General features: G+C 70.7%; 16 protein-coding genes and 1 pseudogene. 12 read left to right on the top strand and 5 right to left on the bottom strand.

What is annotated here, in order from left to right:
- Positions 1 to 138: 138 nt before the first annotated feature.
- The 4 genes from P2L57_RS26455 to P2L57_RS26440 all read left to right on the top strand — a co-directional run bounded on the left by P2L57_RS26455 (position 139) and on the right by P2L57_RS26440 (position 6,782).
- Positions 139 to 2,139: an IucA/IucC family protein gene (locus tag P2L57_RS26455; protein WP_275818589.1), complete on the top strand. Its 2,001-nt coding sequence runs from the start codon at positions 139 to 141 to the stop codon at positions 2,137 to 2,139.
- A gap of 27 nt (positions 2,140 to 2,166) precedes the next feature.
- A complete protein-coding gene (locus P2L57_RS26450) occupies positions 2,167 to 2,937 on the top strand; it encodes a GNAT family N-acetyltransferase (protein ID WP_275818588.1) in 771 nt (256 codons plus the stop codon).
- A 38-nt stretch (positions 2,938 to 2,975) separates the two neighbouring features.
- Positions 2,976 to 4,730: an IucA/IucC family protein gene (locus P2L57_RS26445; RefSeq protein WP_275818587.1), complete on the top strand. Its 1,755-nt coding sequence runs from the start codon at positions 2,976 to 2,978 to the stop codon at positions 4,728 to 4,730.
- A gap of 81 nt (positions 4,731 to 4,811) precedes the next feature.
- Positions 4,812 to 6,782, top strand: a complete 1,971-nt coding sequence (locus P2L57_RS26440; protein ID WP_275818586.1) for an ATP-dependent DNA helicase — start codon at positions 4,812 to 4,814, stop codon at positions 6,780 to 6,782.
- 163 nt (positions 6,783 to 6,945) lie between these two features.
- Here P2L57_RS26440 and lexA read toward each other — a convergent pair whose 3' ends face one another.
- The gene (gene lexA / locus P2L57_RS26435) at positions 6,946 to 7,716 is read right to left on the bottom strand and encodes a transcriptional repressor LexA (protein ID WP_275818585.1); all 771 of its coding nucleotides are present in this window, start codon (positions 7,714 to 7,716) and stop codon (positions 6,946 to 6,948) included.
- A gap of 507 nt (positions 7,717 to 8,223) precedes the next feature.
- On the opposite strand from lexA, the gene nrdR reads away from it, so the two are divergent.
- Together nrdR and P2L57_RS26425 are read left to right on the top strand one after the other, a co-directional pair.
- A complete protein-coding gene (gene nrdR / locus P2L57_RS26430) occupies positions 8,224 to 8,823 on the top strand; it encodes a transcriptional regulator NrdR (RefSeq protein ID WP_275818584.1) in 600 nt (199 codons plus the stop codon).
- Between the two features lie 202 nt (positions 8,824 to 9,025).
- Positions 9,026 to 11,956 carry a vitamin B12-dependent ribonucleotide reductase gene (locus tag P2L57_RS26425; RefSeq protein WP_275818583.1) on the top strand — a complete coding sequence of 977 codons (2,931 nt, stop codon included), beginning with the start codon at positions 9,026 to 9,028 and terminating at the stop codon, positions 11,954 to 11,956.
- Positions 11,957 to 12,212: 256 nt separating this feature from the next.
- On the opposite strand, the gene P2L57_RS26420 is transcribed toward P2L57_RS26425, so the two are convergent.
- Positions 12,213 to 12,617: a VOC family protein gene (locus tag P2L57_RS26420; protein WP_275818582.1), complete on the bottom strand. Its 405-nt coding sequence runs from the start codon at positions 12,615 to 12,617 to the stop codon at positions 12,213 to 12,215.
- Positions 12,618 to 12,714: 97 nt separating this feature from the next.
- Here P2L57_RS26420 and P2L57_RS26415 point away from each other — a divergent pair, with 97 nt between their 5' ends.
- The 3 genes from P2L57_RS26415 (at position 12,715) to P2L57_RS26405 (ending at position 15,293) form a co-directional block, all read left to right on the top strand.
- Entirely contained in the window at positions 12,715 to 13,320 is a 606-nt protein-coding gene (locus P2L57_RS26415) for a DUF4937 domain-containing protein (protein WP_275818581.1), read from the top strand.
- A complete protein-coding gene (locus P2L57_RS26410; protein ID WP_275818580.1) occupies positions 13,308 to 14,300 on the top strand; it encodes an RNA polymerase sigma-70 factor in 993 nt (330 codons plus the stop codon). Before P2L57_RS26415 ends, P2L57_RS26410 begins: the two co-directional genes overlap by 13 nt.
- 183 nt (positions 14,301 to 14,483) lie before the next feature.
- A complete protein-coding gene (locus P2L57_RS26405) occupies positions 14,484 to 15,293 on the top strand; it encodes an SDR family oxidoreductase (protein WP_275818579.1) in 810 nt (269 codons plus the stop codon).
- Between the two features lie 32 nt (positions 15,294 to 15,325).
- On the opposite strand, the gene P2L57_RS26400 is transcribed toward P2L57_RS26405, so the two are convergent.
- Positions 15,326 to 15,967 (bottom strand): TetR/AcrR family transcriptional regulator, encoded by a 642-nt coding sequence (locus tag P2L57_RS26400; protein ID WP_275818578.1) that lies wholly within the window; start codon positions 15,965 to 15,967, stop codon positions 15,326 to 15,328.
- A 318-nt stretch (positions 15,968 to 16,285) separates the two neighbouring features.
- On the opposite strand from P2L57_RS26400, the gene P2L57_RS26395 reads away from it, so the two are divergent.
- From P2L57_RS26395 to P2L57_RS40345, 3 genes are all read left to right on the top strand, one after another.
- Positions 16,286 to 17,206 (top strand): ADP-ribosylglycohydrolase family protein, encoded by a 921-nt coding sequence (locus P2L57_RS26395; protein WP_275818577.1) that lies wholly within the window; start codon positions 16,286 to 16,288, stop codon positions 17,204 to 17,206.
- Between the two features lie 250 nt (positions 17,207 to 17,456).
- Complete coding sequence (gene rnhB / locus P2L57_RS26390) at positions 17,457 to 18,152, top strand: ribonuclease HII (RefSeq protein ID WP_275818576.1); 696 nt, start codon at positions 17,457 to 17,459, stop codon at positions 18,150 to 18,152.
- 299 nt (positions 18,153 to 18,451) lie between these two features.
- Complete coding sequence (locus P2L57_RS40345) at positions 18,452 to 18,808, top strand: hypothetical protein (protein WP_308292517.1); 357 nt, start codon at positions 18,452 to 18,454, stop codon at positions 18,806 to 18,808.
- A 39-nt stretch (positions 18,809 to 18,847) separates the two neighbouring features.
- On the opposite strand, the gene P2L57_RS26380 is transcribed toward P2L57_RS40345, so the two are convergent.
- Positions 18,848 to 19,441: a hypothetical protein gene (locus P2L57_RS26380; RefSeq protein WP_275818574.1), complete on the bottom strand. Its 594-nt coding sequence runs from the start codon at positions 19,439 to 19,441 to the stop codon at positions 18,848 to 18,850.
- Positions 19,442 to 19,637: 196 nt separating this feature from the next.
- Positions 19,638 to 21,434: pseudogene (locus tag P2L57_RS26375) on the bottom strand (helicase-related protein); the annotation flags it as partial.
- Positions 21,435 to 21,591 lie beyond the last annotated feature (157 nt).

Below are 21,591 nucleotides of genomic sequence, written 5' to 3'. Positions count from 1 at the left end.
GATCCCGCACCGCGGCATCCCACGTCCCCGAGGCGGGGTAACCCTCCATGGTACGTCGCGCCGCCCCGTCGGGCGGCGTACCGCCCACAACCGCTCCCAGGCCGTCCCACCGTCGTCCACCCCCCACGGAGCACAGCGATGACCTCCCACCCGCCCCTGGCCGACGGCGTGGCGGACACCACCCCGCCCGCCCCGCCGCCGGGCCTCGCGCACGGCCGCGCCGGCGCCCTGCCCCTGCCGCGCGCGGCCCACGCCGATCCACCGGAACACGCCGACCACGTCGGTGCCGACCACGTCGAGACCGACCACGCCGACGTCGGGCACGCCGGGACCGCTGCCGCAGACGCCGACGTCGGGCACGCCGGTCCGGAACGCCACGGCGCGCCGCACACCGAAGCGCAGGACCCCGACCCCCTGGAGCAGCCGGACGCCTACGCCACCGCCAACCACGCGGGGGTGGAGAGCCTGTTGCGCTGCTGGGTCCGGGAGACCGGCGGCACGCCCGACCCGGACGGGACCCTGCGGATCACGCTCACCGCGACCGGCACCGCGCTGCGCGTCCCGGTACGGCACTGGTCCGCGGTCGGCACCCACCGCTTCGGCGCGCCGGCCATGGCGTCCGGGGCGCCCGTCGACGCGGTCACCCTCGCCGCAGTGCTCGCCCGGGAGGCGGGCACCGGCGCCGCGGAAGCCGCGGACCTGGTCGCCCGGGTCGCCGACTCCGTGGCCCGCACCGCGGTCTTCGTCGACGACCGCCGGGCCCACCCGGCCACCCCACCCGGCACCCCGCCCTTCCTGGAAGCCGAACAGTCGCTGCTGCTCGGCCACCCGCTGCACCCCACACCCAAGAGCCGCCAGGACCTGTCCGGCGCCGAGGCCCGGGTCTACTCACCCGAAACCCGCGGGGCGTATCCGCTGCACTGGATGGCCGTCGACCGCTCGGTACTGGCCACCGACTCCGCCTGGACCGAACGCGGTCGCACCATCCCCGCCGACCGCATCACCGCCCAACTCGCCGGGCCGGGCCTCCAGTTGCCGCACGACACCGTGCCGCTGCCGCTGCACCCCTGGCAGGCACGCGAAGTGCGGCACCGCCCCCAGGTGCGCGCGCTACTCGACGCCGGGCTGCTGCACGACCTCGGCCCGCACGGGAACACCTGGCACCCCACCTCCTCCATCCGCACCGTCTACCGGCCCGGCGCACCCGCGATGCTCAAACTCTCGCTCGCCGTGCGGATCACCAACTCCCGCCGGGAGAACCTGCGCAAGGAACTCCTGCGCGGCGTGGAGATCCACCGCCTGCTGCGCAGCGGGCTCGCCCAGCAGTGGCACGCCAAACACCCCGGCTTCGACATCGTGCGCGACCCGGCCTGGCTCGCCGTCGACACCCCCGACGGGGAAGCCGTCCCCGGGCTCGACGTCGTGCTGCGCCACCCGTCGTTCGGCGTGCTCGACGACATCAACTGCCTCGCCGGGCTCACCTCGCCGCGTCCCTGGCCCGGCAGCCCGCCGACCCAGGCACGCTCCCGCCTCGCCGGCATCGTCACCCGACTCGCCACCCGCACCGGCAGACCCGGCCCGGCCGTGGCCACCGAATGGTTCCTGCGCTATCTGCACGCGGTCGTCCACCCCGTGCTGTGGCTGGACGGCGAAGCCGGAGTCGCACTCGAAGCCCACCAGCAGAACACCCTCGTCCGGCTGGACCCCGACGGCTGGCCCACCGGCGGCCGCTACCGCGACAACCAGGGCTACTACTTCCGCGAATCGCGCCGCGCCGAACTCGACCAGCGCCTGCCCGGCATCGGCGCGGCCAGCGAGACCTTCGTCGCCGACCACGTCGCGGACGAGCGCTTCGCCTACTACCTCGGTATCAACAACGCCCTGGGCCTGATCGGGGCGTTCGGCGCCCAGCACCTCGCCGACGAGCAGGTACTGCTCGCCGCCTTCCGGCACTTCCTCACCCACGCCGCCGCCACCGGAGGCTCCGCACTACCGGAGCACCTGCTGCACGCCTCCACCCTGCGCTGCAAGGCCAACCTCCTCACCCGTCTCCACGGCCTCGACGAACTCGTAGGCCCGGTCGACACCCAGTCCGTCTACGTCACCATCCCCAACCCCCTTGCCGTACCCGCGGCGTGACACCCCAGGAGAGGAGGGGCGCCACCGATGCCGCCCACCGACTCCAGCACCAACACCGACGTCAGCCCCAGTATCAGCGTCAGCACTGACAACCGCCGCGGTACCACGACCGACAGCGGTATGGACGACACCCTGGACCTCACGCTGGAACCCGACGCCGTCGACCTGGTCATCCCACCCACGGTCCCGGCGGCCGGACCGGGCGGGCTGACCGAGAGCCTGGTCGACGACCTCCTCGACGACATCAGCGGATGGGGTCCGATCAGCACCGCGCACGGCGCCTTCCAGCTCGTTCCCGTCGTGCCCGCCCGTGACCTGCACATCATCACCCGGTGGATGAACGATCCAGCCGTCGCCGAATTCTGGGAACTGGCCGGACCCGAAGAGACCACCCACCGCCATCTGCGCGCCCAACTCGACGGCGACGGCCGAAGCCGCCCCTGCCTCGGCGTCCTCGACGGCACCCCCATGAGCTACTGGGAGATCTACCGCGCCGATCTGGACCCCGTCGCCCGCTACTACCCGTCCCGCCCCCATGACACCGGCATCCACCTGCTCATCGGCAAGGTGGCCGACCGCGGCCGCGGCCTGGGCACCGCCCTGCTGCGCGCTGTTGCCGACCACGTCCTCGACCACCGCCCCGCCTGCGCCCGCGTCATCGCAGAACCCGACCTGCGCAACACCCCGTCCGTCGCCGCGTTCCTCGGCGCCGGATTCCGCTTCGCCGCCGAGCTCGAACTGCGCGACAAACGCGCCGCGTTGATGATCCGCGAGCGGGCACTGCGCCACCTGCTGTAACCCGCGACCCGCCACTCCCTCGTCCCAGGAGCCGCTACGTGCTACACCGCCCCGCAGAACTCGACCCTGGAATCTGGACCCGCGTCGGCCGCCGCTTACTCGCCAAGATGATCAGCGAGTTCTGCTACGAGGAGGTGCTCACCCCGATCCCTCAGGACGAAGCGGGCGGCTACCGGCTGGAGCTGGAAGACGACGTCACCTACCGCTTCCTGGCCAGCCGGGGATCCTACGGAAGCTGGCGGGTCGACCCCCTCTCGCTCACCCCCACCGGCGACCCCCTGCACTTCCTGACCCACGCGCACCGCCGGCTCGGGGTCACCGGCGACACCCTCGGCCACCTGGTGCGGGAACTGAACGCCACACTGATCGCGGACGCCAGGCTGGAGGCCGGGGCGCTGAGCGCCGGCGAACTGGCCGATCTGGACTACGCCGAGCTGGAGGGCCAGCAGACCGGACACCCGTGGATCGTGGTCAACAAGGGGCGCCTCGGCTTCTCCGCCGCCGACGCCGACCGCTGGACACCGGAAGCCCGCCGCGCCCAGCCCCTGCCGTGGATCGCGGTGCGTACCACGCTCGCCGACTACCGCGGCGTCCCGTCCCTGGGCGCCCCGGACCGGCTCTACACCCGCGAACTGGACGAATCCGTACGGGCGTTGTTCGCCGAGACGCTGCGCGCCCGCGGCCTGGCTCCCGACGACTACCTCTACCTGCCGGTGCACCCCTGGCAGTGGGACGAGATCGTGGTGCCGCTGTTCGCCGCCTCGATCGCGGCCGACGACATCGTCCCGCTGCCCACCGACGGCGATCTGCGGCTGCCCCAGCAGTCCATCCGCACCTTCCTCAACACCAGCCGCCCGGACCGGCACACCGTCAAACTCCCGCTGTCCATCCTCAACACCCTCGTCTGGCGCGGACTGCCCACCGAGCGCACCCTGGCCGCCCCCGCCGTCACCTCATGGGTGCACGCGGTACGCGACGCCGACCCGTTCCTGCGCGACGACTGCCGGGTCATCCTGCTCGGCGAGGTCGCCTCGGTCACCGTCGACCACCCCGTCTACCGGCAGCTGCCCGAAGTCCCCTACCAGTACAAGGAGTTGCTGGGAGCCATCTGGCGCGAACCGCTGCCCCGGCACCTGGACCCCGGAGAGCGCGCCCGCACCCTCGCCGCACTGATCCACACCGACCCCGGCGGGCGGTCCTTCACCGCGGAACTCGTCCGCCGCTCCGGACTCGCCCCGCGCGCCTGGCTGCGCCGCCTGTTCGCCGCACTGCTACCGCCGCTGCTGCACTTCCTCTACCAGTACGGAACGGTCTTCTCCCCGCACGGCGAGAACGCCATCGTCGTCTTCGACGAGGACGATGTGCCGGTCCGGCTGGCGATCAAGGACTTCGTGGACGACATCAACATCAGCGCCGAACCGCTGCCGGAACACCGCGCCATGCCCGACGCGGTACGGGCGGTGCTGCTCACCGAACCACCCGCGTTCCTCACCCAGTTCATCCACTCCGGCCTGTTCGTCGGCGTCTTCCGCTACCTGGCCCCGCTGTGCCAGGAGCAACTCGGCGTGCCCGAGGACGAGTTCTGGGAGCTGGTGCGCGAGGAGGTGCTGCGCCACCAGGACCGCTTCCCCGACCTCAAGGAGCGCTTCGCCACCTTCGACCTGCTCACCCCGCGCATCGAGCGGCTCTGCCTCAACCGGAACCGGCTCCACCTCGACGGCTACCGCGACCGGCCGCAGCGCCCGCACGCCGCCGTACACGGGACCGTACCGAATCCGCTGTACGCGTTGTGACCGCCGCGGTCCGCTCCGTGGCGGCAACGCTGCCGGTTTCCGGGACCGCTGTCAGTGGTGGGACGTAGGGTGGGTACTCCTATGAGCAAGCCCGCCCTCACCGAACTGCTGCACGCCGCTGTCACCGCTGTCGGCGGTGTGGAGCGCCCCGGCCAGGTCACCATGGCCCAGGCCGTCGAGACCGCCGTGGACGACGGCACCCATCTGCTGGCCCAGGCCGGCACCGGCACCGGAAAGTCCCTCGGCTACCTGGTCCCGGCACTGGCGCACGGTGAGCGGGTGGTCGTCGCCACCGCGACCCTCGCCCTCCAGCGCCAGCTGGTCGAACGCGATCTGCCGCGCACCGTGACCGCGCTCAAACCCCTGCTGCGCCGCGAACCGCAGTTCGCGATGCTCAAGGGCCGGTCGAACTACCTGTGCCTGCACCGGCTGCACGAGGGCGTGCCCAGCGAGGAGGAGGACGGCCTCTTCGACCCCATGGAGCAGATGGGCGGGCCCACCAGCAAGCTCGGCAAGGACCTGGTACGGCTGCGGGACTGGGCCGACGAGACCGAGACCGGCGACCGCGACGACCTCACTCCCGGGGTCTCCGACCGGGCCTGGTCCCAGGTCTCGGTCACCTCCCGGGAGTGCCTGGGCGCCACCAAGTGCGCCTATGGCGCCGAGTGCTTCGCCGAGGCCGCCCGCGAGCGGGCCAAGCTCGCCGATGTGGTGGTCACCAACCACGCGCTGCTCGCCATCGACGCCATCGAGGGCGCCCCGGTGCTGCCCAGCCATGAGGTGCTGATCGTCGACGAAGCCCATGAACTGGTCTCCCGGGTCACCGGTGTGGCCACCGGCGAACTGACCCCGGGCGGCGTGAACCGCGCGGTGAGGCGGTCGGCCAAGCTCGTCAACGAGAAGGCCGCGGACGCGCTGCTCACCGCTTCCGAGGGCTTCGAGCGGGTGATGGAACTGGCGCTGCCCGGCCGCCTGGAGGAGATCCCGGAGGACCTGGCGTATGTGCTGGCGGCGCTGCGGGACGCCTGCCGCCAGGTGATCACCTCGCTGGGCGAGATCCGCGACCGGTCCGTGGCGGATGAGGACGCGGTGCGCAAGCAGGCGCTGGCCTCGATCGAGAACGTGCACGGCGTGGCCGAGCGGCTGCTGGGGGAGTCCGAGTACGACGTGATCTGGTGCGAGCGGCACGACCGCTTCGGCGCCTCGCTGCGGGTGGCACCGCTGTCGGTCTCGGGGCTGCTGAGGGAGAAGCTGTTCGCCGAGCGGTCGGTGGTGCTGACGTCGGCCACCCTCAAGCTCGGCGGGGACTTCAACGGGGTGGCGGCCTCGCTGGGCCTCGCCCCGGAGGGCACCGAGGGCGAGGACCTGCCCGTGTGGCAGGGCGTCGACGTCGGGTCGCCCTTCGAGTACCGCAAGCAGGGCATCCTCTACGTCGCCAAGCACCTGGCGACCCCGGGGCGCGAGGGCAGCCGCACCGACATGCTCGATGAGCTCGCCGAGCTGATCGAGGCGGCGGGCGGCCGGACGCTGGGCCTGTTCTCCTCGATGCGGGCAGCCCAGGCGGCGGCCGAGGCTCTGCGCGGCAGACTGGACTTCCCGATTCTGCTGCAGGGCGAGGAGACACTCGGCGAGCTGATCCGTACCTTCTCCGACGACGCCGGTACGTGTCTGTTCGGCACGCTGTCGCTGTGGCAGGGGGTGGATGTGCCCGGGCCCAACTGCCAACTGGTGGTGATGGACCGCATCCCGTTCCCCCGGCCCGACGATCCGCTGATGAGCGCCCGGCAGAAGGCGGTGGAGGAGAACGGCGGCAATGGCTTCATGGCGGTGGCGGCCACCCATGCGGCGCTGTTGATGGCGCAGGGGGCGGGGCGGTTGATCCGCGCCACCGGCGACCGGGGTGTGGTGGCCGTGCTGGATCCACGGCTGGCCACCGCGCGGTACGGGGGTTTCCTGCGCGCCTCGATGCCCGAGTTCTGGTACACAACGGACCGCAACCAGGTGCGCAGGTCACTGGCGGCCATCGCGGCGGCAGCCGACGCGGAGGGCTGAGCCCGGCCCTCGGCGGGTGCCGGGAGCGGCCGTGAAGCGAGCTGATGGATCCCGGCGCGACCCGACCCCTGAGATGACCGGCCGGACCCTGACGTCCGGAGCCTGACATGGCGGTACCCCGGAACCGGTCAGGGGTTCCGGGGTCCGGTGTCGGCCGGTCTGTTCAGATCCGGCGCAGTACGGCCACCACCTTGCCGAGAATGGTCGCCTCGTCGCCGGGGATGGGCTGGTAGGCGGCGTTGTGCGGCAGCAGCCACACATGCCCGTTCTCCCGCTTGAAGCGCTTGACGGTGGCCTCGCCTTCCAGCATCGCGGCCACGATGTCCCCGTTCTCGGCGACGGGTTGGCGGCGCACCGTGACCCAGTCGCCGTCGCAGATGGCCGCCTCGATCATCGAGTCGCCCACCACCTTGAGCACGAACAGGTCGCCGTCGCCCACCAGTTGACGCGGGAGCGGGAAGACGTCCTCCACCGACTCCTCGGCGAGGATCGGCCCACCGGCCGCGATCCGGCCCACCAGCGGCACGTAGGAGGCGGAGGGCTTGCCGGTGGTGTCCGTGGGCTGCGAGTGCGGGGCGCCGGAGCCGCGTACCTCGTAGGCGCGGGGCCGGTGCGGATCGCGCCGCAGGAACCCCTTCCGCTCCAGCGCCATCAGTTGGTGCGCGACCGAGGACGTGCTGGACAGTCCGACGGCCTGGCCGATCTCGCGCATCGACGGGGGGTAGCCGCGGCGCTGTACCGAATCCCGGATGACCTCGATGACCCGGCGCTGCCGGTCGGTGAGCCCCGAGCTGTCGGCACGGATACCTGGCGGGCGGCCGGGCAGCGAGCGTCCTGACTTGGGAGTGTCGTCGTTCATCATGTTCATCGGATCGAGCCGGTCCTGGGAGCGGTCCTGGGCGCTGATGGTCGCGCTGTCTGCGGTCGTGGTCACGGCGGCCCCTCTCTGGTGTTCTCCCTAGTGAGACAACGGTAGTTGCTTTCGAAAGGTTGCGCCAAACACACGTTCGAGTGAAAATTCACGGTTCGCCTGTCGTGATCAAGTTATTGGGTGTATAGGCGGGAAATTGGCCATGTCCACAGCCCTCGACCGGCGCTCCGGCCGCTCTCCGCGCCGCCCTGCCCGTACCCGACCGTCGCCCGGACGGCACCCAGCGTGACACCTGGGGCCGCGCGCACACCGTACCCGGGCTTCACGTAGGCTCACAGGCGCCGCGCCGCCGCGACACGCGAGCGCGGCGCATTGACCCCCGGCACCAGATCTAGTGGTTTGATGGGGGACAGCCACCTACAAGTTGTGGTCCTCCGGTCTCCACGGCCCCACGGATCGCCTATGCTTGAGGCTGCTTCGCGGGGCCCCGACAGGCCATGTGAGGCGACGTTTTTCCATACCGCGCGACGGTCATCCGCGCGCGGACATCAGGGTGAGGAGGGAGAGGACATGCACTGCCCCTTCTGCAGGCACCCGGACAGCCGCGTGGTCGACAGCCGCACCACCGACGACGGAACCTCGATCCGGCGGCGGCGCCAGTGCCCCGACTGCGGTCGGCGGTTCACCACGGTCGAGACCGCGTCCCTGATGGTGATCAAGCGCAGCGGGGTGACCGAGCCGTTCAGCCGGGACAAGGTCATCGCCGGGGTGCGCAAGGCCTGCCAGGGCCGCCCGGTCACCGAGGACGCGCTCGCCCAGCTCGGCCAGCGCGTCGAGGAGGCGGTACGGGCCACCGGCAGCGCCGAACTGTCCACCCACGACGTGGGGCTGGCGATACTCGGCCCGCTGCAGGAGCTCGACCTCGTCGCCTACTTGCGGTTCGCCTCGGTCTACCGGGCCTTCGACTCGCTCGACGACTTCGATGCGGCCATCAACGAGCTGCGGACCGGCGGTTCCCACGGGGCCGCCCCGGCCCCCGACACCGCACGGCCGCCAGCGGACAGCCCCGGCCCCCGGCCCGGGGAACCCCGCGCCGCACGGTCGGCGGATCCCCGCGGTACCGACGGGGGCCTGACCATCCCCGTCCCATCCGGCCCGGCCTCCCCCTGAGGCCGCGCGGCCCAGCGCGCCCCCACCGGGCGCCCGCGGCCCTGCCCCCCTGGGGCCACGCGGCGCGGCGTACCCCGGGACCGCGAAACCACAGCAGGACACAGACTTCGTCCGGTGCCACGGGCGCCGAGGCGGCAGACAACACCGTGCGGCGGGAAGAACCGTGGCACCGCAGGGCGTTTTGCCCGTATAGGGAGGCGGCATGACAGAGACGACGAGCGGCTCGGCACGTAGCTCTCGCTCCAAGGACGGAATCGCTGAGAAGGCCGAGAAGGCAGTGAAGACCACCAGGGCGGCCAAGCCCGGCAAGGGCCTGCGAATCGACCGCATCCACACCACTCCCGGTACGCACCCGTACGACGAGGTGGTGTGGGAGCGCCGCGACGTCGTCATGACCAACTGGCGCGACGGCTCGGTCAACTTCGAGCAGCGCGGCGTGGAGTTCCCCGACTTCTGGTCGGTGAACGCGGTGAACATCGTCACCAGCAAGTACTTCCGCGGCGCCGTCGGCTCCCCCTCCCGCGAGAACAGCCTCAAGCAGCTCATCGACCGCGTGGTGAAGACCTACCGCAAGGCGGGCGAGGAGCACGGCTACTTCGCCTCCCCCGCGGACGCCGAGATCTTCGAACACGAGCTGGCCCACGCCCTGCTGCACCAGGTCTTCAGCTTCAACTCCCCGGTCTGGTTCAACGTCGGCACCGCCCAGCCGCAGCAGGTCTCCGCCTGCTTCATCCTCTCCGTCGACGACTCGATGGACTCGATCCTCGACTGGTACAAGGAAGAGGGGATGATCTTCAAGGGAGGCTCCGGCGCCGGCCTGAACCTCTCCCGCATCCGCTCCTCCAAGGAACTGCTCTCCTCCGGCGGCAACGCCTCCGGCCCGGTCTCCTTCATGCGCGGCGCCGACGCCTCCGCAGGAACGATCAAGTCCGGTGGCGCGACCCGCCGTGCGGCCAAGATGGTCGTCCTCGACGTGGACCACCCCGACGTCGAGGCCTTCATCGAGACCAAGGTGAAGGAAGAGGAGAAGATCCGCGCGCTGCGCGACGCGGGCTTCGACATGGACCTCGGCGGCGACGACATCACCTCGGTCCAGTACCAGAACGCCAACAACTCGGTCCGGGTGAACGACGAGTTCATGAAGGCGGTCGAGAGCGGCTCGCGGTTCGGTCTGCGCGCCCGGATGACCGGCGAGGTCATCGAGGAGGTCGACGCCAAGGGCCTGTTCCGCAAGATGGCCGAGGCCGCCTGGGCCTGCGCCGACCCCGGCATCCAGTACGACGACACCATCAACCACTGGCACACCTCGCCGGAGTCGGGCCGCATCACCGCCTCCAACCCGTGCAGCGAGTACATGCACCTGGACAACTCCTCGTGCAACCTGGCCTCGTTGAACCTGATGAAGTTCCTGCGCGACGACGACCAGGGCAACCAGAGCTTCGACGCCGAGCGCTTCGCCAAGGTCGTCGAGCTGGTCATCACCGCGATGGACATCTCCATCTGCTTCGCCGACTTCCCCACCCAGAAGATCGGCGAGACCACCCGCGCCTTCCGCCAGCTGGGCATCGGCTACGCCAACCTCGGCGCCCTGCTGATGGCCACCGGCCACGCCTACGACAGCGACGGCGGCCGTGCGCTCGCCGGTGCCATCACCTCCCTGATGACCGGCACCTCCTACCGGCGCTCCGCCGAACTGGCCGCGGTCGTCGGCCCGTACGACGGCTACGCCCGCAACGCCGACGCCCACAACCGCGTCATGAAGCAGCACGCGGACGCCAACACCACCGCCACGCGCATGGACGACCTCGACACCCCGGTGTGGGCCGCGGCCACCGAGGCCTGGCAGGACGTGATCCGGCTCGGCGAGAAGAACGGATTCCGTAACGCCCAGGCGAGCGTGCTGGCGCCCACCGGCACCATCGGCCTGATGATGGACTGCGACACCACCGGTGTCGAGCCCGACCTGGCGCTGGTGAAGTTCAAGAAGCTCGTCGGCGGCGGCTCGATGCAGATCGTCAACAACACCGTGCCGAAGGCCCTCAAGCGGCTCGGCTACCAGCCCGAGCAGGTCGAGGCGATCGTCGCCCACATCGCCGAGCACGGCAATGTCATCGACGCCCCCGGCCTCAAGCCCCAGCACTACGAGGTCTTCGACTGCGCCATGGGCGAGCGGGCCATCTCGCCGATGGGCCACGTACGGATGATGGCGGCCGCGCAGCCGTTCCTGTCCGGCGCCATCTCCAAGACCGTGAACATGCCGGAGTCCGCCACCGTCGAGGAGATCGAGGAGATCTACTTCGAGGGCTGGAAGCTCGGCCTGAAGGCACTGGCCATCTACCGCGACAACTGCAAGGTCGGCCAGCCGCTCTCGGCGAAGAAGAAGGAAGCGGAGAAGAAGACCGCGCCGCCCGCCGCCGCGGCCCCGGTCGAGAAGGTCGTCGAGTACCGCCCGGTCCGCAAGCGGCTGCCCAAGGGCCGTCCGGGCCTGACCACCTCCTTCACGGTGGGCGGCGCCGAGGGCTACATGACCGCCAACTCCTACCCGGACGACGGCCTCGGCGAGGTCTTCCTCAAGATGTCCAAGCAGGGCTCGACCCTCGCGGGCATGATGGACGCCTTCTCCATCGCCGTCTCGGTCGGCCTGCAGTACGGCGTGCCGCTGGAGACCTACGTCTCGAAGTTCACCAACATGCGCTTCGAGCCCGCCGGCCTGACCGACGACCCGGACGTGCGGATGGCGCAGTCGATCGTCGACTACATCTTCCGCCGCCTGGCGCTGGACTTCCTGCCCTTCGAGACGCGCTCCGCGCTCGGCATCCACTCCGCCGAGGAGCGCCAGCGCCACCTCGACACCGGCAGTTACGAGCCGGAGGGCGAGGACGTCGACGTCGAGGGCCTGGCCCAGTCGGCCCCCCGCCACATCGACCCGCCCAAGCAGGCTCCGGCCCCCAAGGCCGCGGAAACCGCCGCGGACCCGGCCCCCAAGCTGGCCCACAACTCCACGGAGCTGCTGGAGATCCAGCAGGGCCTGAACGCCGACGCACCGCTGTGCTTCTCCTGCGGCACCAAGATGCGCCGCGCGGGCAGCTGCTACGTGTGCGAGGGCTGCGGGTCGACCAGCGGCTGCAGCTGAGCCGGACGACATCAGCCGATCTTCACTCGGCTGAGTGAAATCTGAGGCGGGGCGTGGACCTTCGAGTCCGCGCCCCGCCTCATTTGCCAGTGCGCCCTGGGCGCCCGCCATGTCGTGCCGCTGCACTTCCAGCACTGGGCCCACTTCACCCAGGACCCCCGGACCCTCGCGGACGCGTTCAGCCCGGCGCCAGAGCCGAAACCCCGCTCCACCCGCCCACACCCGGCGGAGCGGCTCGCCCTTCAGAACCCCAGGATCAGTACGACTGGAGTTCGATGAGGTTCCCCTCCGGATCACGCAGATGAGCGGTGCGCAGGTCGGGGCCCCACTCCGGACGGTCCCGCGGCTCGGCGACGACAGTGGCACCATGCCCGGCGAGCCGGCGGACGGCGTCCTCCACATCGCTCACCCGCAGCACCAACATGGCCGCGTCCTGACCCGGCGCACACGGCGGCAGTGCCTCGGTGCCGACGGTGCGGGCCATCGCGTCCCGGGAGAAGATCACAAGGACAGCCTGGCCGTCCAGATCCCAGTTCGCGTACCCGTGCTCGTGCAACACCTTGACCGGCTCGACACCGAGCAGATCACGCAGCGCCGCGGACCAGAACCGCGCCGCCGAGTCGAAGTCGCGGACCAGCAGACGTGGGTACAGAGCATCCATGCCGGTGATCGTACGGCCGCGCCCGGCAGCGGAGTTGACGGGGGACGGCAGCCCCCGCGGGCACGGTGCGGGTGCCGAGCGGCCATAGGATGGCGCGGTGCTGGTGAAGTGGAGTCGCTGCCGTGTAGTGGACCGGATGGGGTTCGAACGGGGGCAGCGTGAGTGGTCGGGGCTGCTGGGCGAGCCGGGATTCCGAGGGCAAGGGGGCGGTTGGGGGCGCAGCCGTCCCGACGAGGCGCATATCTTCTGCTTCTGGGAGAACCGCAGGTTCTACGACATGTTCATGGCCGGACCGCACGACGCGATAGCCGTGGCCCAGGCGGGCACCTACGACCGCGCCGACGTTCGGCTCTTCGAGCAGCGCCAGGAGGTGAAAGTGGGATTCCGCGCCCAGTTCAGGGACACGGACCTGGTGCGGGCCGCGCACCTGCGCGTACGCCCCGAGCAGGTGGACCACTTCATGACGATGCAGGAGAAGGTGTGGAACCCGGCGATGGCCGGGTCGCCGGGCATGCTCAGAGGCATCTTCGCGGAAGGCGCCGGAAGCGAGTTCCTGGTCCTGTCGATGTGGGACTCGTCCACGGAACGCGGCAAGTACCGCCCGGCGGCCGTCGGCAGGCTGGAGGAGCGCGCGGAACTGGACGCCGACCTGGTGTCGGTGGCGGGTGACATCATCGACGTGGTCCAGGCATGGACGGTATGAACCCCTCACCAGCGGAAGCGACAGCAGCAGCGGAGGCGGCGGACGCATCCCCGCCCACCGACGAGTCGTCCACCCCTCCCTCCGCCGTCGTCGAACCGGCCATGGCGTTCGAACGGGAGCGGCCACGGCTGTTCGGGGTGGCCTATCGGATGCTGGGCTCCGCCGCGGAAGCCGAGGACGTGGTCCAGGACGCGTATCTGAGGTGGCAGGGAGCGAACCGGCAACCGATCGCCGCACCCGGTGCCTGGCTGGTCAAGACCGTGGTCAACCTCTGCCTTAACGTACTGGACTCCGCGCGGATGCGGCGCGAACGGTACATCGGCCCCTGGCTTCCCGAACCCGTGCTGACCGCGGACGGCACATTGGGGCCACTGGAGAGCGCCGAGCGCCGCGAATCGGTGTCCCTCGCACTGCTGGTCGTACTGGAACGCCTGACTCCAGCGGAGCGCGCGGTATTCGTCCTGCGCGAGGCGTTCGACTACGGACACGCGCAGATCGCTGACGTCCTCGAACTGACCGAGGACAACAGCCGCCAACTGCTGCGCCGTGCCCGCAGCCGGGTCGGCGAGCCGCAGGCACGCTTCGAGGCATCGTGGGAGCAGCGTCGGCGCATGGTCGAGGAGTTCCTGCGCGCCGCCGGAGAAGGCGACCTGGCAGGCCTTGAAGAACTCCTCGCGCAGGACGTGGTGTCCTGGTCGGACGGCGGCGGGCAGGTGTCGGCGGCACGGCGGCCGGTACTCGGCCCGTCGAAGGTGGCCCGCCTGTACGCCGGGATGGTGATGAAGTCGCCGCCGGGCCTGGCTCTCGCGATCGCCGAGGTGAACGGCGAGCCGGCGATCGTGGCGCGGCTGGGCTCCCGGGCGCTGGGCGTGCTGGTGCCGGAGTTCAGCCACCAGGGGATCGTCGGGCTGCGAAACGCGCTGAATCCGCGGAAGCTGGAGTTCTTCGACCGGCAGTGGGCACGGCGTACGGCTCCGTAACCCGTCCGCCGGCACGCCGCCGAGACGGCCGGGAGCACGCGGACCGGATGCCAGACGTCGGCGCGGCTGTCACATTCCGGCGGCCTGTCCGGTCTCTTCCGTGAGATCTCTGCTGCGAGATCCACCAACGGCCGGGACCGACCAGCACGGTGTGGTCCGGCCCGCACGGAGGGATGAACGGAGATGGACACGATTCTGGTGACCGGAGGGACCGGCGTTCTCGGAGCCGGGGTGGTCCGACGGCTGCTGGACGAGGGGCGGCAGGTGCGGGTGCTGAGCCGCAGGACGGACCGGCCCACCACGGTTCCGGAGAAGGCGCAGTGGGCGGTGGGCGATCTCACCTCCGGTACCGGGCTCGACGCCGCGCTGGACGGGGTGGCCGCCGTAGTGCACTGCGCGAGCGACGCCCGGCACTGGAAGAACGACATTCCAGCCGCCCGGCACCTGATCGCCGCCGCCCGGGCCGCGGGATCCCCGCATGTGCTGTACGCGTCGATCGTCGGGGTCGACCGGGTGCCATTCGGCTACTACCAGGTGAAACAGCAGGTGGAGCAGGAGATCGAGGGTTCCGGACTGCCCTGGACGGTGCAGCGGGCGACCCAGTTCCACGATCTGCTGCTCGCGGTGGCGCAACAGCTGACCCGACTGCCCGCAGTCCCTGTGCCCTCAGGGGTGTCGCTCCAGCCCATCGACGTGGGCGAGGTCGCGGACAAGGTGGCGCAGCTCGCGGTCGGCGAGTCAGCCGGACGCGTACCCGACATGGGCGGCCCCGAAGTCCTCAGCGCCGCCGACGTGGTCCGGGCGCTGCTGCGGGCGCAGGGCCGCCGACGCCCCGTGGTGACGGTGCCGGTCCCCGGCAGGCTCGTCGGGGCCCTGCGGGCAGGCGGGCTGCTGACCCCCGAGCACGCGGTGGGACAGCGCCGCTTCGAGGACTTCCTCGCCACCGCCCCCCTACGCGACCGCGGTTACGGGGCGGCGCAGGGCGGAGCCTGACCGCCTGCGCCGACCGGCCGCGCCGTCAGCGCTTACAGCCGGCGCTTACGGCCGGGGGCCGCGAGGCCGTCGGCGGTGGCCCCGGCGGGCCGCAGCAGCCGCGACAGCGCATGGGTGAGCTGCTGCGCCAAGTCGTCATCGACCGGGGCGTGATGGCTTATCAGCCGGTACCACATCGTGCCGAAGACGAAGTCGACGGCGAGGCCGAGCGAGACCTCGTCGTCGCTGAGCTCGCCGCGCTCGACGCCGCGCACCAGCACATCGTGCAGCGCCGCCCGGCGGGGGCCGACCACGGTGCCCTGCAGCCGAGCCGACAGCCCCGGGTCGTGCTGCGCCTCTGCCATCAGGCCGACCAGGGCGTGGCCGGTCAGCTCCCGGGCGAGCCTGAACGTCGTGTCGAGCAGAGTACGTATGTCGCCCAGAGTGTCGCCGGTGTCAGGCGCAAGCCGCGCACCCTGCCGATGGACGAGATCGCGCAGCGCCTCAAGCAGTACCGCTTCCTTCGTCGGCCACCACCGATAGACCGTCTGCCGCCCCACGCCCGCGGCCTCCGCGATCCCCTTGATGGTCAACGCCTGGTAGCCATCGCGCTGACACAGCCGGAGCGCCGCGTCCAGTACCGCCCGCCGGGCCGTCTCACTGCGGGGCCTCCCGCGCGCCGCCATCTCTGCCATGCCCACCACTTTACAAGACATCGTGCCTCGCATATATTTTTTACGAGTCATCATGACTCGTAAACCGCATGGTGCGGCGCGCGGACCTCTCGCGAGGGTCCGTGTGAGCTGTGGGTCCTCGCGGGGATGCCGCCATGCCGCCATGTCGAAGAGGCGGCCGCCAAGCCGAAGACGCAATGCCGCATGGGGGGAGGGGTGGGAGGGGGAGGGGGCCCCAGCGCTCCGCGCCTGCACTTCGCCCGACCCCCCATCGCGGCGGTGAGATTGCACACACGGTGATTGACCCTGTTGAGGGGTGATGTCAGAGTTTCCGTCGCCATGACCGTTGACCCCCTGTTGCCCGAGCGTTTCGCCCGGGCCCTCGCCAGCCTGCGCGGACTGTCCGTCGGCGACGCGCTGGGCTCGCAGTTCTTCGTGCCGTCCAACTACCCGGCTCTGCAAAGCCGCGAGTTGCCGCCCGCGCCGTGGCAGTGGACCGACGACACGGAGATGGCCTGTTCGGTCCTCAGCGTCCTCGTCCTGCACGGCCGGATCGACCAGGACGACCTTGCGCGCTCGTTCGCGGCGCACCATGATTTCGACCGTGGTTACGGCCCGACGGTGAACCGCATGCTCCGGCTGATCCGGCAGGAAGGTGCCGACTGGCGGGAACTGGCGGCTGGTGTCTTCAACGGGCAGGGCTCGTGGGGCAATGGCGCCGCCATGCGCATCGCCCCGCTCGGCGCTTGGTACGCGGACGACCCCGTTCAGGCGACCCATCAGGCGGAGATCTCCGCGTACACCACGCACCAGCACCGCGAGGCGGTAGTCGGCGCGATGGCGGTGGCGGCTGCCGCGGCGCTGGTGGCTTCCCCGGACGGTCCGAAGGCCCCGGCGGAGTTGCTCGGCGCCGTCATCGACCTGGTGCCGCGCAGCGCCGTGCACGCCGGACTGCGCCGCGCACGCGACATGCTCGACTACGCGGATGTGGGAACCGTCGCCGCCGTTCTGGGCTGCGGGCGGCGCACCAGTGCGCACGACACCGTGCCGTTCGCCCTGTGGGCGGCGGCCCGCAATCTCGATGACTTCGAGAAGGCGCTGTGGACCACGGCGCGCGCCGGCGGCGATGTCGACACCACGTGCGCCATCGTCGGCGGCGTGCTGGCCTCCCGACGGGCGGGTGCCGCCCCCGCGGAATGGCAGCGTCGCACCGAGCCGCTTCCTGACTGGCTGGTGCACCCGGACTCCCCGAAGGTCTGACAACCCGCCTCGATCTACGACGACCACGCCCCCGGCCGCGCTCGACGCCGCGCGCAATGCTTCTCAGCGCCATGCGCTCGCTTTCGCCTGCCGTGATCCGAACTGCCCATTGAGTGAGGGGAGTTCGAATCTCCCTTTGTTGGACACCCGCACCGAGCGGTTTCGGAGGGCTGCTGGTGGGGTTGGGTGCAACGGCTAGGGGATGGCCCTGGTTCACTGGCCGAAGAGGGGGCGTAGGCTTGGCATTGCCATGCCGTATGAAGCACCCACCCACAGCGTCGAACGCTCGCTGCGCGCCACTCTCGGTGCCCGGATCGTCGCCGGGATCGACGAGGTCGGCCGCGGTGCGTGGGCGGGACCGGTCACCGCGTGTGCGGCGGTCACCGGGCTGCGCCGGCCGCCGGAAGGGCTCACCGATTCCAAGCTGCTCACCGTCAAGCGGCGAACCGTGATGGCCGAGCAACTCACCGGCTGGGTCACTGATCACGCGCTCGGACATGCCTCGCCCGAGGAGATCGACGAGCTCGGTATGACCGCGGCGTTGCGGCTCGCCGCCGTCCGCGCTCTGGAGGGTCTTTCGGTCGTACCCGACGCGATCATCCTGGATGGCAAGCACGATTACCTCGGCAATCCGTGGCAGGTGCGGACGGTGATCAAGGGTGATCAGTCCTGTGTTTCCGTCGCCGCCGCCTCCGTGATCGCCAAGGTGTATCGCGATGCGCGAATGGCTGAACTCGGTATGGAATACGCCGCGTTCGGCTTCGCCGACAACGCGGGGTACCCTTCGCCGGTGCACCGTGCTGCACTGGAGGCGTGGGGGCCCACCCCATACCACCGACTGTCCTGGGCGTACCTTGACTCGCTGCCGCGCTGGCGTCATCTGAAGAAGGTCCGCCAAATTATCGACGAGGCGGACGAGGCAGAGCAGTTGGGTTTCGACTTCTGACCTACCCGCCGCTGTGTCCGCGCAGCACATTTGATAGACAACTCACCATGCCTCTCATCCCCGAGGAGCCACAGATTCACGAGAGTGTCCCGGGCCCGCGCGCCGCAGCGGGGGGAACCCGTACTCCGCAGGCCCCCCGCCCCGTCCCGGTTCCCGGTCCCCGACCTGGCCCGCGCCCGGCGCCGCCGCGCGCGACCCGTACGCATCCGTCGCCTGGACATCCCGGCTCCGCCCGGCCGTCCGCCTCGGCGGGCTCGTCAGCGGCGCGGGCCGCCGACGGCACGGCGCAGATCCAGTTGGTGCCGGCCGCTGACGTCACCGCCATCGAGGCGGCCGACGACGCGGTCGACGTCCTGCTGGACTCCGGGCGTGCCCCTGCCGACATCCTGGTGCTGACCACTGGCGAGATCCACCCTTGGGCGCAGCATGAGCTGTCGTTCGGGGAGGACTCCTACTGGCGTCAGCAGGACGAGGCCGGTGATGTCTTCTATGCGCAGGCCACTGCCGAACGTGCCGTGAAGCGGCCTGTGGTCGTGCTCGCCGTGAACGGCGGCACCGATGAGGAGTCGGCGCAGGCGCTGCCGGCTGCGATGGCCCGAGCGGAAACGTTGCTTGTCGTCTGCGGTGACCCCGAGCGGCTGCGTACGTTGCTCTGACCGAGGCGCCGCCCGTCGTGATGTGCGGTCGGCCCGCGGTCAGCGGGCCACCTGGCGGCGGACAGCTTGGGGTGCCTCACCGGCCGAGCTCAGCGATGCCGGGTTTCCGGAGCGCTCGGACCACGACGCGGCCTGCGGCGAACGGCCGCTGCGTCCGTCGCCGAGCACCTGCCAGCCGTCCGGGGTGAGCGTGATGTACGCCCCGCAGCGCAGCCCGTGCAGCGTGCAGGCGTCGCGCAGGCCCCACATCCAGGCTCCGTCGGCAGCTGTCCAGCCGGGTGCGCCGTCCCTGCACACCAGCAGTACCGCGGTCTGTATGGGGACGCGACGGCGCAGGTCGTGCGGTATGACCCGGCGTAGGTGGGCGAGGATCGCGTTGCGGTGCTCCCACCCGTCGATGCTGGCGGCTCGCTGGGTGAAGGAGGCGCTGGCGGCCGCTCGCCCGTCCGGGGCGAACACCGCGACCACCGCGGTGGATGGTGAGGGTAGATGACGGGTGTACAGGTCTTTGACGATTTCCCGGGGTCTGGGCAGTAGCGGTATCCCGCATTCCGTCCACTCGTCGAGGCCGAGGATCCGACTCAGCCGGGAGGCAGTGTCGGCTCCGGTTTCCGGAGTGAAGCCGAAAGCCATGGTCCTCCCTTCGTGCGCGCGCTCGGTTGCTGGGCACGGGCGTACGCCGGTCTCGGAGCTCGATGAGCCTGCCGGGGGTCCGGTCCAATTCTTCCCTCCGTATGCATGTGCGGCAATGAGCAATTGCCGCCACGCGGCCGGTATGCGCCTGTCCGCCGGTTAGATCCTGCCGCGATCGCTGTGGACCGGCCTCGGCTCAGCCTTGCGTGGCCAGGACCAGTGGCAATACCGCTTGAGCGCCGGAGCGCAGCAGGAGGCGGGCGGTGACGGCCAGGGTCCAGCCAGTGTCGGCGAAGTCGTCGACCAGCAGTACGGGCCCCGGGGTACGGGTCATTTGCGCAGCCAGTTCCGGTGGGACGGTGAACGCGCCGTGTAGGGCGCGCAGTCGCTGAGCGCTGTTACTGCGCGGTATGCGCTCGGGTGCCCGGTCTGCCGGGTAGGAGACGCGGCCGAGCAGGGGCATCCGCCCTATTTCGGCGATCCTGGTGCCGAGCGATTCGATCAGTTGGGGACGGGTGCGCGAATCCACGGTGACCACGCCGACCGGGCGGGCCGGGGCGTCGGGTTCGCCGCTCGCCCAACCGTCGGGCCCCTTGGCCCAGTCGGCGAGGACCCGTACCACCGCCTCCACGGCGTCCGCGGGCACCGGGGCGTCGGGGGCTCCGTCGGCGAACAGGGGGCGCAGCCGGTTGCCCCAGCCGATGTCCGAGAGTCTGCCGAGGGCTCGGCCGCTTGAGGCCTGTTCAGTGGCCGGAATACGCCCCTTGAGGTCGACGCCGACCGCGGGCATTCCGGTCGGCCACATGCGGCGTGGCTCCAGTTGGACGCCGGGCCTGCCCAGTGCGGCTCGAGCGGCGTCCAGCGTGTCGGGGGAGACCTGCTCGGGGAATCGGGCCCCGGCGCAGTTGTCGCAGCGGCCGCATGGTTCGGCTGCTTCGTCGTCAAGCTGTCGTCTCAGGTACTCCATTCGGCAGTTCGTGGTGGCCGCGTAGCCGCGCATCGCTTGTTGTTCGGCCTCGCGCTGGCGGGCCACCCATGAGTACCGCTCGGCGTCGTATGTCCATGGCTGCCCGGTGGCCGTCCAGCCGCCGCGTACCCGCCGTACCGCGCCGTCCACGTCCAGGACCTTGAGCATCGTCTCCAAGCGGGAGCGGCGAAGGTCGACCCGGGCTTCCAGAGCCGGGAGCGATACGGGTCGGTCCGCGTCGGTGAGTACCTGGAGGGTGCGGTGCACCTGTTCCTCACCGGGGAATGCGAGCGAGGCGAAGTACCGCCAGATCGCTTCGTCTTCGCGGCCGGGCAGCAGCAGCACCTCGGCGTGGTCCACTCCGCGACCGGCCCGCCCCACCTGCTGGTAGTAGGCGATGGGGGAGGACGGAGAGCCGATGTGCACCACGAAGCCGAGGTCGGGTTTGTCGAAGCCCATGCCGAGTGCGGAGGTGGCCACCAGTGCCTTGACCCGGTTGGCCAGGAGGTCGGCCTCCGCCGTTCGCCGGTCGGCGTCCTCGGTCTTCCCCGAGTAGGAGGCGACGGCGTACCCGCGCTGCCGCAGGAAGGCGGTGACTTCTTCGGCTGCCGCGACGGTGAGCGTGTAGATGATCCCCGAGCCGGGCAGCGCGTTCAGGTGATCGGCGAGCCATGCCAACCGGTGTGCGGCGTCTGGCAGCCGAAGTACTGCGAGCGCCAGGCTTTCCCGGTCCAGCGGGCCGCGGAGTACGAGGGCGCCTCCGCCCTGGTCCGGATGGCTTCCGGTGCCCAACTGCTCGGCCACGTCGGCGGTCACTCGGGCGTTGGCGGTCGCCGTGGTGGCCAACACCGGTGTGCCGGGTGGGAGTTCCGCGAGCATGGTCCGCAGTCGGCGGTAGTCCGGCCGGAAGTCATGGCCCCAGTCGGAGATGCAGTGTGCCTCGTCCACGACCAACAGGCCGGTGGTCGCCGCCAGTTTGGGTAGTACGTCGTCCCGGAAATCGGGGTTGTTCAGCCGCTCGGGGCTACGGAACTGGGAAGGCATTCAAATTCCAGGCGGAGTTGGAGCCGTGACCTGCGCAAACATGCCGATCGGGGATGGTCGCGGCTGAGCGCTCGGTCCTGGCCATCCCCGGCCTGTGCGTGACGGGTGGACCCTTCGTGAGCCGGTTGTCACGCTGAGT

This window comes from Streptantibioticus ferralitis (assembly GCF_029223525.1).
In the GTDB taxonomy this organism is placed as follows: domain Bacteria; phylum Actinomycetota; class Actinomycetes; order Streptomycetales; family Streptomycetaceae; genus Streptantibioticus_A; species Streptantibioticus_A ferralitis.
This window is presented reverse-complemented; position numbering and strand designations above follow the sequence as displayed.

Coding starts and splice junctions, on each gene's coding strand:
- P2L57_RS26455 (WP_275818589.1), top strand. CDS start 139: ATGACCTCCCACCCGCCCCTGGCCGACGGCGTGGCGGACACCACCCCG.
- P2L57_RS26450 (WP_275818588.1), top strand. CDS start 2,167: ATGCCGCCCACCGACTCCAGCACCAACACCGACGTCAGCCCCAGTATC.
- P2L57_RS26440 (WP_275818586.1), top strand. CDS start 4,812: ATGAGCAAGCCCGCCCTCACCGAACTGCTGCACGCCGCTGTCACCGCT.
- nrdR (WP_275818584.1), top strand. CDS start 8,224: ATGCACTGCCCCTTCTGCAGGCACCCGGACAGCCGCGTGGTCGACAGC.
- P2L57_RS26425 (WP_275818583.1), top strand. CDS start 9,026: ATGACAGAGACGACGAGCGGCTCGGCACGTAGCTCTCGCTCCAAGGAC.
- P2L57_RS26420 (WP_275818582.1), bottom strand. CDS start 12,617: ATGGATGCTCTGTACCCACGTCTGCTGGTCCGCGACTTCGACTCGGCG.
- P2L57_RS26410 (WP_275818580.1), top strand. CDS start 13,308: ATGGACGGTATGAACCCCTCACCAGCGGAAGCGACAGCAGCAGCGGAG.
- P2L57_RS26405 (WP_275818579.1), top strand. CDS start 14,484: ATGGACACGATTCTGGTGACCGGAGGGACCGGCGTTCTCGGAGCCGGG.
- P2L57_RS26400 (WP_275818578.1), bottom strand. CDS start 15,967: ATGGCAGAGATGGCGGCGCGCGGGAGGCCCCGCAGTGAGACGGCCCGG.
- P2L57_RS26395 (WP_275818577.1), top strand. CDS start 16,286: ATGACCGTTGACCCCCTGTTGCCCGAGCGTTTCGCCCGGGCCCTCGCC.
- rnhB (WP_275818576.1), top strand. CDS start 17,457: ATGCCGTATGAAGCACCCACCCACAGCGTCGAACGCTCGCTGCGCGCC.
- P2L57_RS26380 (WP_275818574.1), bottom strand. CDS start 19,441: ATGGCTTTCGGCTTCACTCCGGAAACCGGAGCCGACACTGCCTCCCGG.